We start from the raw sequence: 12,400 nt of genomic DNA on the forward strand, positions 1-12,400 counted from the left end.
AGTTTCTTCTTTGCCCTGGAGGCATCTGCAAGCAAAAAATTAACCTCTGTCGGACGAAAATAACGCGGGTCAATCTCAATAATAACATCTCCGGTGTTCAGGGTTGATACCCCTGACAGTGAACGTACAATACCTTTCTCACCCGTTCCTTTTCCTTTCCATTCAATATCAATTCCGGCATAACCGAATGCCTGTTCCAGAAATTCTTTCACTGTATAGCTCTCGCCTGTACCGATTACATAATCATCAGGCGTTTCCTGCTGAAGCACCAGCCACTGGCATACCACATATTCAGGAGCGAATCCCCAGTCTCTTTTTGATTCAAGATTGCCGAGATAGAGCCTTTTTTGTTTCCCTGCAATAATATTTGCAACTGCCCTCGTAATCTTTCTTGTTACAAATGTCTCACCCCTTCTCGGGGATTCGTGATTAAAAAGTATGCCGTTGCATGCAAAAAGATTGTATCCTTCCCTGTAATTGACAGTTATCCAGTAGGCATAGACCTTGGCTGCTGCATAAGGGCTCCGCGGATAAAAAGGTGCGCTCTCATTCTGTGGAGGAGGGGTAGCGCCGAACATCTCCGAAGAGGACGCCTGATAAAACTTTGCCTTTATCCCGCTTTTTCTTATTGCCTCAAGGATTCTTGTTGTGCCCAATGCTGTTATATCCCCCGTATATTCAGGCATATCAAAGCTCACCCTTACATGGCTCTGCGCTCCAAGATGATAAACTTCATCAGGCTTGATATTATAGATAATATTTGTAAGCTGGCCTGCATCAGAAAGGTCTCCATAGTGGAGGAAGAGATTTGTCCCGGGGATATGCGGGTCTGTATAAATATGGTCTATCCTCCCTGTATTGAATGTGCTTGCCCTGCGGATGAGTCCGTGAACCTCATAGCCCTTTGACAAAAGCAGTTCAGTCAGATAAGAACCATCCTGCCCTGTTATCCCTGTAATAAAAGCCCTTTTCACAATTTTTTCTCCTTAAATATTGTTTTTTTAACCTGTCTTCCATACTTGTCATCAAACCTCGCTATGTCATCCTCTCCAACATAATCTCCGTTCTGAACCTCAATTATTTCAAGAAGGTCATTGCCAGGGTTTTCAAGTCTGTGGAGCGTTGACTTCGGAACATATGCAGATTCGTTTTCACGGATTAATAGCTCCCTGTCACCTATTGTCACTTTTGCGGTTCCTTTTACAACCACCCAGTGCTCTGACCTGCGGTGATGCATCTGAAGGCTCAGTCTCTCCCGAGGGTTTACCGTTAGTCTTTTTATCTTGTAGCTGGGTCCCACTTCAAGCACTGTGTAACTTCCCCAGGGTCTATATGTCATGACATGTTCATCTGCCTCTTTCCTGTTGTCCTTTTTAAGTTTATTTACGACATCCCTTACTTTCTGCGCCTCTCCCCTTTTTGCAATAAGTATGGCATCTTCTGTCTCAACTACAAGACAATCTTCTATTCCTATGGTTGATATATGCCTCTTATTGCCAAGTATCATTGTCTTTTGGGTATCTATCGCGACAATGTCGCCTTTCTTAATATTCCCCATCTTATCCTTATCAAAAATATCATACAATGAATCCCATGAGCCTATGTCGTTCCAGTACAAATCAAGCGGCAGTGTCACAACTTTATCTGATTTTTCCATTACAGCATAATCTATGGATATCTCAGGCATCTGATTGAAGCTTGCAGCCATCTCATTAAAATTCATAGATGCAATTTTAGTTATTTCGGGAACATATCTTTTGAATTCTTTTATCATCGTGCCTATGCTGAATGCAAACATCCCTGAGTTCCAGTAATAATTACCTCTGCTTACATATCTTGCAGCTGTCTTAACATCAGGCTTTTCTACAAATCTCTCTACTTCTAAAAACTTCTGACTTCTGACTTCTGACTTCTCACTTCTCACTTTAATGTATCCGTATCCCGTCTCAGGTCGGTCGGGTCTTATCCCGAAGGTAACTATATAACCTTTCTTTGCGATCTCCTCCGCCTGTTTTAAATATCTAATGAATTTATCAACAGGCTTGATTATGTGGTCAGAAGGGGAGATGAAAACTACATCTTCTTCGTTGCAGTCTAATTTATCCAGGCAGTATTTAATCCCAAGTGCTATTGCAGGGGCTGTATTTCTGGAAACAGGCTCAAGGATAATATTATGTATAGGCAAAGGTAAAGACAAAGAATTTAAGTCTGATAGAACGTGGAATTTGTAATCACTGTTCGTCATCAGAATAATATCTTCAGCAGGCACCGCCCGCAGAAGTCTAATGATTGTCTGCTGTAAAAGAGAATGCCCGCTGTTCAGCTTCAGAAACTGTTTCGGGTAATTCTTTCTTGACAGGGGCCAAAGCCTTGTGCCGCTGCCGCCTGCGAGGATTATCGCCTTCATCGAACCTCTGCCTTCATCTTTTCCACTAAGATTTTCATGTTTTTGCACTGCTCCGCCCTTTCAGTTACATTGTAGGTAACCTACAAGGGCTCAATTGAGTTTAGAGTTATGAGTTAAGAGTTATGAGTTTCAACTTTTAACTTTCAACTTCTAACTTTAAACTGTTTCAACATTTGATGCTTCTATCTTTACGGCTACTCCCTGGCGTAAAATATCCACAGAAAGCACGAGCATATGCTGTCCTAACTTCTCAACGAGGATTCCTTCCACACCAGCAAGTGGACCATTTTTTATCCTGACCCTCTGGCCTTCCTTAAGATAGGGATAGGGGTCAAGGGCTTCTTTGCTTTCTAAAAGTCTTTTTAAAGAAATTATCTGTTCGTCAGGAATAGGTTCTGGTTCTCCAGGCTCTGAACTTAAAAGCCTTACAACTCCTTTGATTTTCAAAACACTCAATATTGCGCTCCCATCGAAAATCTGTAGAGGCTGTAGTATCCATTGTTCCTCGCTACGCTCAGGATAAACTTTTAAAGGGAATAAACTTTTTTCCCGTCAAACCCAATGGCTTTTATCCTCTGTATCTCTTTTTCATCGAGGGATGTAATCAATATGGCATCATAACTCAGGTCTTTGAGATCCCCCATAGGATATACATTATGGCCGAAGAAACCCTTTTCAACCCCATTACCATTTATTACACCGATTAAGGTAAGAGGCGTCCCCCTCATGGAGATATAGCACAGCTCGGCGATTTCCCCGTCGCCCCAGAAGAGAACACTCTTCACGCCTGAATCTATCATCTGCTTATAAATGCCATCGATTTTTTGTCGCACATCATTAAAGTAGTTTATTGAATAATGCATATACTCATAGGTAAGCTTAACCTTCTCTGCAAAGCCCTTCGGAGTGAGTATATATTTAACTCTGTTTTTTGGAATGGTGGTGACTTTTATATAGCCTTTTCTGGCCAGCCTCTTTATATATGCATTTACTAAACCGAGGGCTATGTCAAGGCGGCTTGAAAGGGTCCGCTGTGTGATGGTGGATTCTCTGGTGAGCTCCTCAAGGAGCCTCCGTGTGATGTCTTTGTCAGGCTCAAGCTTGTTCATAGTATGAACATATACCAAGTATTAATTATTTTGTCAAGCTAAAAAGGAACACCCAAAAACAGAGATAGAATTTCCTTGAAATTCCCTCTCCCTTGATGGGAAAGGGTGAGGGTGAGGGTGAGGGAGGGGAGTTATAAGGAAAAAGCATTTTCTAAATCGGGATTTGGGGGAACAGCCAAAAAGGGGGAAGCGCCGAGAATTGCTGGTATTTTCAGGAGAGAACTGCAACGTCTTCGATGGAGGAGTGAACAACAAATATCTTTAAGTTATTGGAGCCTTCATCGGCAGGTATTAAGAAAAAGCCTTTAAGTTCTGGTTCTTTGCCTGACAGGAAAAAGCCTTTATCCCATGGTATTGGCCCCTCAAGATAACCTGCGAGAGACTCTCCATCTTTAAACTTAACATAGATTTTTTTCATGTGGGCGTTGCGGGTGCTGTAAAGTTTTCTCTCCCTGTGTTTAGCATTGCCCTCAAAAGTTTTTACAAAAAAGATTGCCTTCAGATCAGAGACCTTTATACTGGAACTTTTATTAGACCCGGACATTTTGAAGCTTATTGCTTCGGCTTTCTGTGAGAAATCTTTTAACTGGCCTTTTAAAATCTTTCCATTTTTATAATGGAGCACGACATTTTCCATATCCATAATATACTTTTTAGCAGGTATATCCTAAAGTGTCAAGTTTTGAGACTGCATGGGAGGGGGGTGTTTGCCTGACAGGCTGATACATGGTAAACTCCATATATGATTTATTTAAATGACAGACTGGTGCCGAGGGCTGAGGCCAGGGTTTCTGTTTTTGACCACGGTTTTCTCTATGGCGATGGCATTTATGAGACCCTGAGGGCCTATCAGGGCATAGTCTTTAAGCTCGATGAGCACATAGAGAGGCTCTTCCGTTCAGCATCCATGATTGGCCTTACAATCCCCAAGAACTTTGATGAGATAAAGGCAGCGATTTATGAGACAATGAAGGCCAATAGCCACAGCGATGCATATGTGAGGATAACCATCTCAAGGGGGCCAGGCCCCATCGGGCTTGACCCTGAACTCTGCCCCAACCCCACCTTTGTAATAGTTTCCGAGGCTTTCAAGGAATATCCCATACAGTATTACGAGAAGGGGATAAAGATTGCGATTGTTTCTGTAAGGCGCAATTTTAAAGATGCCCTCAACCCCATGATAAAGTCCCTTAATTTTTTAAACAATATCCTCGCAAAGATTGAGGCAAAGAACAAAGGGGCTTATGAGGCCATTATGCTGAATTACAGGGGGCATGTTGCAGAGGGCACGATAACAAACATTTTTTTTGTAAAAAACAGCATCATCTGCACGCCTGAATTGGATGTTGGGATTCTGGATGGGATAACCAGAATGACAATCCTTAATATAGCAGAAGGCATGGGATTCAGGATAAAAGAGGGAAAGTTTACGCCAGAGGACATTTACAGCGCTGAGGAGGTCTTTATTTCAAACACTACTATGGAGGTAATGCCGGTGGCTGAGGTTGATGATAAAAAGATAGGCACAAAACCAGGTAAGATTACCATGACGCTTCATAAGGCTTACAGAAAAGAGGTTGACGGCTACCTGAAGGAAAAACGTGCAATGGGCCCTTCTATATGGGGGGAATATGACAAGTAGAATTTATAAATACCCAAATCCAGCGATAACTATGCCGCTGACCTAAATTATCTGTCATTGCGAGCACCCGAAGGGTGCATGGCAATCTCTTTACAAAAGGTGAGATTGCTTCGCGGAGTTTACCCTGAGCGAAGTGTTTTGCGGGTTCAAGTTTGTAACTTGAACCCGCAGAGGATCTTTGTTTTGCCTGATGGAGGGCTCATAAGATTCCTCGCTCCGCTCGGAATGACAGTGAGCGAAGGGCTCGGAATGACAACTCTTACTGCTGGATTCGGGAACTAATAATATGCTTGAGATTGCCAGACTCATTGACCATACCCTTCTCAGGCCTGATGCTACTGAGAAGGACATAGAGGCTCTGTGCCGTGAGGCTATTAAACATAGTTTCCATGCTGTATGTGTAAATCCATGTTTTGTGCCTTTTGTGAAGAAACTCCTTAAGGGATCAGGAGTAAAAGTCTGTACTGTTGTGGGCTTTCCACTCGGGGCCATATCCTTAAAGGCAAAGGTGTTTGAGGCAATGGAGGCTGTGCTTGATGGAGCAGACGAGCTTGATATGGTTATAAACATAGGCGAGGCCAGGGCAGGGCACTGGGATTCTGTAAGAAGAGAGATTTCAAACCTCGTGATAGCCACACCACACATCGTGCATAAGATAATAATAGAGACATGCTATCTCACGGATGATGAGAAGATAAGGGCCTCTCTGATTGCGATGGATGCAGGCGCAGAATTTATAAAGACCTCTACTGGTTTTGGGCCTGCCGGCGCAGTGGTTGGAGATGTTGCCATGATAAAAGAGGCAACGGGTGGAAAGGTAGGTATAAAGGCATCTGGCGGTATAAAAACCCTCAGAGATGTCCTGTCTTTTGTTGAAGCAGGAGCAACAAGAATAGGCACAAGCTCGGGTGTAAATATAATGAAGGAAGTTTCCTCTAAGGGTTAATCTAAAAAAGCATTAAGAAAACCACAGAGACACTGAGACACAGAGAAAAAACTAAAATATGACCACCACGAAGAGCACGAAGAACACTAAGTTTTTAATTTATTATCTCTTCGTGAACTTCGTGTTCTTTGTGGTTTTAAAAAGAAACATATTCTCAGTGCCTCTGTGGTTATTTATACGTTTTTTCAACTTTTTTGCGGAAGAACCAACTTTAGACTCATTCTCTGATTTTTGAAAAGGTGTAGATTCCTGCTGCCCCGAATACAACAGGCCCGACCCAGGGTGCGAACCATGGCGGGAGTTTTCCTGCGTAACCGAGGGACATGCTTATGGAGTAAATAAGCCAGTAAAGAAGACTTATGGCAATGCCCAGGCCAGCAGCCCTCAACCCTCCTCCTGTGCCTGTACCACTCAGGGCCAGGGCTACGCCGAAGATGAACATGACGAAATTAATTGTGGGATAGGCAAGTTTCCCGTATAAGTCAACGAGATATCTTAAATTTTTAAAGCCAGCACTTTCGAGTCTTTTATAGTAGCTATACAGCTCGATAAAGTTCATCTCATCTTGCTTTTTCAATTCCTCTTTAAATATTTTTGGTTCTTCAAGAAAAGGGAATGGGAGAGATTTGTGTTTTGTTGTATTGCCGCTGTTCAAATCAAAGATAATTACATCATTGAGTATCCATTTTTCTCCTGTCCAGACAGCCTCGCTTGCCTCTATTCTTTGCTTTATTCTGAAGTCCTTGCCAAATCTAAATATACTTACCTCCGATGCCCTCTCTTCATCGCCTGCGAATGCCTTTATGTGGATTAAACTGCTGTCAAGCCCTATCAGCCACAGGGCTCCTTCTTTAAATGTGCTTTTCGGCGTCTTTTTCAAAATTTTTACATTTCTTATGTAAGATGCCTTTCTGCTTGCCATGGGTGCTATTGTCTCGCCGAGGATTAACGTTGCAAAAGTTACAACTATACCCAAGATAAGAAAAGAGGAGAAGAGTTTTTTCAGGCTTCCCCCTGATGCCTTGATTGCGACAATCTCTTTCCACTTTGTCGCCATGCCGAGGATGAGAAGGATTGAAAGTAAAGCTGCCATTGGAGAGGCAAAAAGCAAGAACTTGGGCGCAAGAAGGAGGAGATACCATATCACTAAATAAATAGGCGGTCTTCTGGGATAGAATTCATCTACCTTGTCAAAAAACTCTACAAGCAGAAAGACTACTGTAAGGGACAGGAGGCTCAGGATAAAAAACTTAAAGAATTCTTTTAAAAAATATCTTCTCAGGAGTCTCATGACTTCCGACTTAACAGCGGCCTCTCGGAATGTGCCCTGAAGAAGGACAAAAAAGCCACTACGCCAAAGAATAAATTCGGCCCCCACACGCTGACAGAGGCCGGGACCTTTCCTGCTTTTGCAAGGCCTTCCCCTAAGATGAGCATGAGATAATACAGCACAAGGGTGAATAAACCCAGAGAAAATCCGCCGAGGCGGCCTGTCTTGCCTGTTTTGAGTGAAAGGGCAGGGCCAAGAAAACCAAAAATCAGGCATGCAAAGGGTATGGCAAATCTCCTGTGCAACTCAACATTCCATAAGACATTGTCCTTCCGCCCCATCCAGAGTTCAATAATTTCCATTTCACTGACCTTTTTCTCCTTTGAAGGCTCTGGCGTGAACATTAATACAAGATTGTATCTTGAAAAAGTAACCTCAGATGAGGTCTTTTTTCCAAATGTGTGCATTATCCCGTCTGTCATACTTAATTCTATCAAGCTCTCCTGAGGCCTGGACAGCAGAGTTCCTTCTTTTGCAACGATTACAATAGGTTCTTTCCTGTCCTGCTCTCCTCCGGATGAGTCTTCCTCCTTGTATATGAAGATTCCCTTTAGTTTATCCTGTGATGGTATTTCTTTAATAAAAATGACAGTGCCTTTAAAGGCCGTTGAAAACGTCCCCTCTTCTAAGACCATTGCTGCTTTTCTGGCTACTACTTCAAAGATGGCCTGTCTGAAAGACTGCACGCTTTTTGGAAGCAGATACAGGCTGAAGGTAATAGAAATTAAAAACCCGGCAAGGGAAATGATAAAGGCAGGTTTTGAAATAGCCCAGAAACTCATGCCGCTTCCTTTAAGGACAACCATTTCGCTGTCTGCCATCATCCTGCCATAGGTGAGAAACACTGATATTAGAATTGCCATCGGGATTGTGAGGAGCAGAATAGAGGGCTGGAGATAGATGAAGATTTTAAGTATATCTAAGAGGCCTGCTCCCTTGCCCATTACAAGCCTGGTAAGCCTCAGGAGTTTTTCCATAAAAAGCATAAAAGTCAGGAGAAAAAGTATAAGGGAGAAATTTATCAGAAGCTCTTTTAAGATTGACCTCTGGATTATCATGGCGTCCACAATTATAACAGCTTATATTAGCTAAAAGGTAGGGCTAATTATGTTAAATCCTGCTTGCCAGCAATCAACCCTTTAACCTCATCTAAGTCTTTGAATGAGTTAGATAAATATAGAGACACCCCCAGGCAAGACATTTGACATATGGGAAGGTTAAGTTATAGTATAATATGCGTTTATACGGCATAAACGATTACCGGATTTAACGCGTCTAAATACCTGAGGATATCAGGTTTTTTTAACACGCATTAAGTTTGTGGGACGAATCAGGAAGGAGCAAATAATAATATATGTGCCGTCTGGTTGCTATCACATCGAGTGATTATTTTTCAGTGATGGAAAATATATGGGCACTGGAGACCATGAAGGAGGGGCATGATGGCTCCGGTATGGGATTGGTCTTGAAGGACCTGGGCGGAGAATTTGAAAAATTAAAGGGATATCCAATACTCTCAGGTATCTGCTCTAAAAAGGGCATAGGAATACTTGATGAATTCATGGATAAACAAAGATTCAAGCTCAAACATGAATGGACGCCAAAAATAAAAAAGGTTAATGGTGTGATTCCTCGTGACTATTATTTTGCAAGGGTTTACGATTATCCTGCACGCTATAAAAACAAATCAAGGCAGGAAAAAGAAGACCTCCTGATGAATATCAGACTGACCCTTCGAAAGATGGGGGAAGCAGACGGCTCTGTCTTTGTCTTCTCTTTCTATCCCGATGTTATTACATTAAAAGAGGTAGGCGATCCACTTCAGCTTGCCGAGTTTTTTGGCCTGGACAAAAACCCTCTTAAGGCTAAAATCATCCTCGCCCAGGGAAGGCAGAATACAAATTATCAGATTTATCTCTATGCCTGCCATCCTTTCTTTATCCAGGGTTACAGCTCAATGACAAATGGAGAGAACACAGCCTTTGTCCCGATAAGAGAATATTTAACAAGCAGAGGATTCCCAGGGTATATGGGCTATAACAGTGACAGTGAGGTTTTCACTCATATCCTTCATTACACATGCAGGCAATTGGGTTATCCCATTACATATTATAAGGATGTTATAACACCGCTTAAAGACTCTGAGATAGAGGGGCGTGATGACAGGGAAGCTTTAAGGCTCATTAAAAAATCTATTCGCCCCCTCTGCATAGATGGGCCAAACTGTGTTATTGGTTTTACACCGGATGGGACATGCTTTATGGTTCAGGACTCAAAAAAACTAAGGCCTGGTGTTGTGGGTGGGGTAAAGGGCAAATATGTACTTGTGTCTGAAGAATGTGGCCTTGATAGGGCAATACCAAAAAGAGACAGGGGAAAAGACATATTCCCCATGAAATATGACATGGTAATCGTTTCACCAGGGGCAAGGGAGGTGAAAGTATGGAACCAGCAGCAGGGATAAGATTAGACCATAACCATCAACTAACATTAAAGGAATTCCCCTATATAATCCACTGGAGGGATGACAGGTGTAAGAGGTGCGGCAGCTGCACAGCAGTATGCCCTGTTAAGGCAATTGAGCCGACTGTAAAGGTTCAGCGCTTTGTCCAGTCCGAAGGGCCGATACCTGAACCCACGGCAGTCAGAAGGATTGTCAATGTTGTTGAGCAGGTTACAGACATCGAAAGGTATTGTACAGGCTGTGGCACATGCACTCTTGTCTGCCCAAATGAGGCAATAGAGCCTGAATATAATCCGCAGCACAAATTTCTGCATTACAAAAACAAAGGTGGAGAGCCATATAAGAGGGGTGGCAGGAGGAATGACCCTTCGGTTTCTACCCTCGATAGGTTAAAGTTCACGAGGATATCAATGCTGACCGACCCTGCGCTCGATGCAGGGCGTCATGAGTTCCATATTCACACACTGCTTGGAAGGATTCTTCCACCCGAGCAGCTCCCTCTAAAGGCCAGAGATGGCAAGCTAATTCTTGATAAAGTCGGTACGACTCGATTCCGAGAAGGAGGCTTTATACCGCCTGTTCGTGAGATATATCCCATTAGAATAGGAAGCATGTCTGTGGGTGCCCTTTCACCCCCTATGTGGGAAGGGCTTGCCATGGGAATTACATATCTAAATGAGGTTGAAGGACTACCGGTTGTTATGTGCTCCGGTGAGGGTGGCATGCCTCCAAGGCTCCTGAAGTCAAAATTCCTGAAGTATTTCATCATCCAGATCGCCTCAGGTTATTTTGGCTGGGATGAGATTATCCATGCACTGCCTCATATGGTTGAAGACCCTGCAGCCATCGAAATTAAATATGGTCAGGGCGCAAAGCCTGGAGATGGCGGGCTCTTGATGTCTTACAAGGTTTTGAAGCTTATAGCAAATATAAGGGGTGTTCCCATGTATGTGGACCTTGCATCACCTCCGACGCACCAGACCAAATACTCCATCGAAGAGGCAGTTGCCAAGATGATACAGTCCATGTCAATGGCATGGGGCTTCAGGGTTCCTGTTTATCCAAAGATATCAGGGACAAAAACAGCGAGGGCTGTATTGAACAACCTTGCCCGAAATCCTTATGCAGCGGCCCTGTGTATTGATGGAGAGGACGGAGGCACAGGCGCAGCCTACAACGTGTCCATGGATAAAATGGGTCATCCAATTGCCTCTAACATCAGGGAGTGTTACCTTGACCTTGTGAGGCAGGGGAAGCAGAATGAATTGCCTTTGATAGCAGCAGGCGGCGTGGGAAAGAAGGGAAATCTTGCAGCAAATGCAGCAGCCCTTATCATGCTTGGCGCATCTGCTGTGGATACAGGTAAATACATAATGCAGGCAACAGCAGATTGTTTTGGAGATGAGTATAACAGATGTAATCTCTGCAATACTGGCAGGTGTCCCAGAGGTATCACTACACAGGATCCTAAACTTTACAGGAGACTTGACCCTGATAAAGTTGCTGAGCGTGTGGTTGAGGTCTTCAAGTCAGCAGATGTGGAACTTAGAAAAATATTCGCGCCTATGGGAAGAAGCACACAACTGCCGATAGGCATGTCAGATGGCCTGAGCATAGATGATAAAGCAATGGCAGAGAGGCTTGAGATAAGCTATGCGTGCTAAAAAGACAGTGACAAGTAACAAGTCGATAGTAACGAGTAAAAAGAAGACAGGCAAAGACTCGTCACTCGTTACTCGTCACTCGTCACTAAGTAAGGTCATTACCATATATGGCAACATTGACGGCAATAGAGTACCCTCCCGTATCCTCGAGGAGCAGATTCAGCAGGCTGTCCGGGATGGCGCAAGGGAACTCCATATAATATCTGACGGACAGCATGGCATTGGAGGACGCATCTGGCCAAGGGCTGAGAGTCTATTAATTACAGTTGAAGGACCTGTTGGGCAGAGGCTCGGAAGTATGGGCATGTTTGGCACTGAGATAGTTGTAAAGGGAAGCGCCTCTGATGATGTTGGCTGGCTCAACTGTGGTGCAAAGATAACTGTTCTGGGCGATGTAACAAATGGTGCATTTAATGCTGCTGCACAGGGAATCCTTTATGTCCAGGGAGGCGGTGGTGCAAGGTGCGACACAATGACAAAGCACAATCCGAGGTTCGACCCACCACAATCATGGTATTTCAGGGATGTAGGTGATTCCTTTGCTGAATTCAAGGCAGGCGGCATTGCTGTTGTCTGCGGAGTAAATCCGAGAAATCCCCGGAATATCCTCGGGTACAGGCCATGTGTAGGAATGGTCGGAGGCACCATATATTTCCGCGGCCCTATTCAGGGATATAGCGGAAGGGATGTAAAGCTTCTTGACCTCACACCTCAGGACTGGCAGTGGCTTAAGGCCAATATGAAGCCATTCCTTGAAGCAATTGACAGGATGTCCTACTACGAGGAACTTACTACTTCCCCTGATGTATGGAAAAAGCTCATGGCCTACACACCTGAA

The 12,400-nt window shown here is 43.7% G+C and carries 13 protein-coding genes; 6 read left to right on the top strand and 7 right to left on the bottom strand.

Annotated elements, in window-relative coordinates; all coding sequences use genetic code 11:
• The 5 genes from gmd to HZC12_06160 form a co-directional block, all read right to left on the bottom strand.
• On the bottom strand, positions 1 to 974 hold a 974-nt coding region (gmd, locus tag HZC12_06140; GenBank protein ID MBI5026297.1), incomplete at its 3' end, for a GDP-mannose 4,6-dehydratase.
• Positions 971 to 2,407, bottom strand: a complete 1,437-nt coding sequence (locus HZC12_06145) for a mannose-1-phosphate guanylyltransferase/mannose-6-phosphate isomerase (protein ID MBI5026298.1) — start codon at positions 2,405 to 2,407, stop codon at positions 971 to 973. The genes gmd and HZC12_06145, both read right to left, overlap by 4 nt.
• A gap of 156 nt (positions 2,408 to 2,563) precedes the next feature.
• Entirely contained in the window at positions 2,564 to 2,863 is a 300-nt protein-coding gene (locus HZC12_06150) for a hypothetical protein (GenBank protein ID MBI5026299.1), read from the bottom strand.
• 71 nt (positions 2,864 to 2,934) lie between these two features.
• Positions 2,935 to 3,516, bottom strand: coding sequence for a winged helix-turn-helix transcriptional regulator (locus tag HZC12_06155; protein MBI5026300.1), 582 nt, complete (start codon positions 3,514 to 3,516; stop codon positions 2,935 to 2,937).
• Between the two features lie 211 nt (positions 3,517 to 3,727).
• A complete protein-coding gene (locus tag HZC12_06160) occupies positions 3,728 to 4,159 on the bottom strand; it encodes a hypothetical protein (protein ID MBI5026301.1) in 432 nt (143 codons plus the stop codon).
• A 99-nt stretch (positions 4,160 to 4,258) separates the two neighbouring features.
• On the opposite strand from HZC12_06160, the gene ilvE reads away from it, so the two are divergent.
• From ilvE to deoC, 3 genes are all read left to right on the top strand, one after another.
• The gene (gene ilvE, locus HZC12_06165; GenBank protein MBI5026302.1) at positions 4,259 to 5,158 is read left to right on the top strand and encodes a branched-chain-amino-acid transaminase; all 900 of its coding nucleotides are present in this window, start codon (positions 4,259 to 4,261) and stop codon (positions 5,156 to 5,158) included.
• 78 nt (positions 5,159 to 5,236) lie between these two features.
• Entirely contained in the window at positions 5,237 to 5,440 is a 204-nt protein-coding gene (locus tag HZC12_06170; GenBank protein ID MBI5026303.1) for a hypothetical protein, read from the top strand.
• Positions 5,441 to 5,444: 4 nt separating this feature from the next.
• Positions 5,445 to 6,104: a deoxyribose-phosphate aldolase gene (deoC, locus tag HZC12_06175; protein ID MBI5026304.1), complete on the top strand. Its 660-nt coding sequence runs from the start codon at positions 5,445 to 5,447 to the stop codon at positions 6,102 to 6,104.
• A 217-nt stretch (positions 6,105 to 6,321) separates the two neighbouring features.
• Here the strand turns inward: deoC and HZC12_06180 are convergent, their stop codons facing one another.
• A complete protein-coding gene (locus HZC12_06180; GenBank protein ID MBI5026305.1) occupies positions 6,322 to 7,395 on the bottom strand; it encodes an LptF/LptG family permease in 1,074 nt (357 codons plus the stop codon).
• Positions 7,392 to 8,492, bottom strand: a complete 1,101-nt coding sequence (lptF, locus tag HZC12_06185) for an LPS export ABC transporter permease LptF (protein ID MBI5026306.1) — start codon at positions 8,490 to 8,492, stop codon at positions 7,392 to 7,394. Before lptF ends, HZC12_06180 begins: the two co-directional genes overlap by 4 nt.
• A 296-nt stretch (positions 8,493 to 8,788) precedes the next feature.
• Between lptF and HZC12_06190 the strand changes: the two genes are divergently transcribed.
• The 3 genes from HZC12_06190 to HZC12_06200 form a co-directional block, all read left to right on the top strand.
• Positions 8,789 to 9,898: a glutamate synthase gene (locus HZC12_06190; GenBank protein MBI5026307.1), complete on the top strand. Its 1,110-nt coding sequence runs from the start codon at positions 8,789 to 8,791 to the stop codon at positions 9,896 to 9,898.
• Positions 9,877 to 11,562 carry a 4Fe-4S binding protein gene (locus tag HZC12_06195; protein ID MBI5026308.1) on the top strand — a complete coding sequence of 562 codons (1,686 nt, stop codon included), beginning with the start codon at positions 9,877 to 9,879 and terminating at the stop codon, positions 11,560 to 11,562. Before HZC12_06190 ends, HZC12_06195 begins: the two co-directional genes overlap by 22 nt.
• A 97-nt stretch (positions 11,563 to 11,659) precedes the next feature.
• Positions 11,660 to 12,400, top strand: a 741-nt coding sequence (locus HZC12_06200; protein MBI5026309.1) for a 4Fe-4S ferredoxin, incomplete at its 3' end; no start/stop codon positions are given.

The organism is Nitrospirota bacterium (assembly GCA_016214385.1).
In the GTDB taxonomy this organism is placed as follows: Bacteria; Nitrospirota; Thermodesulfovibrionia; order UBA6902; family JACROP01; genus JACROP01.

Bases quoted from the DNA above. Each gene is read 5' to 3' on its own strand.
- HZC12_06170 (MBI5026303.1), top strand. From the start codon at position 5,237: ATGGCAATCTCTTTACAAAAGGTGAGATTGCTTCGCGGAGTTTACCCT.
- ilvE (MBI5026302.1), top strand. From the start codon at position 4,259: ATGATTTATTTAAATGACAGACTGGTGCCGAGGGCTGAGGCCAGGGTT.
- HZC12_06195 (MBI5026308.1), top strand. From the start codon at position 9,877: ATGGAACCAGCAGCAGGGATAAGATTAGACCATAACCATCAACTAACA.
- HZC12_06180 (MBI5026305.1), bottom strand. From the start codon at position 7,395: ATGAGACTCCTGAGAAGATATTTTTTAAAAGAATTCTTTAAGTTTTTT.
- HZC12_06155 (MBI5026300.1), bottom strand. From the start codon at position 3,516: ATGAACAAGCTTGAGCCTGACAAAGACATCACACGGAGGCTCCTTGAG.
- deoC (MBI5026304.1), top strand. From the start codon at position 5,445: ATGCTTGAGATTGCCAGACTCATTGACCATACCCTTCTCAGGCCTGAT.
- HZC12_06145 (MBI5026298.1), bottom strand. From the start codon at position 2,407: ATGAAGGCGATAATCCTCGCAGGCGGCAGCGGCACAAGGCTTTGGCCC.
- lptF (MBI5026306.1), bottom strand. From the start codon at position 8,492: ATGATAATCCAGAGGTCAATCTTAAAAGAGCTTCTGATAAATTTCTCC.
- HZC12_06190 (MBI5026307.1), top strand. From the start codon at position 8,789: ATGTGCCGTCTGGTTGCTATCACATCGAGTGATTATTTTTCAGTGATG.
- HZC12_06160 (MBI5026301.1), bottom strand. From the start codon at position 4,159: ATGGATATGGAAAATGTCGTGCTCCATTATAAAAATGGAAAGATTTTA.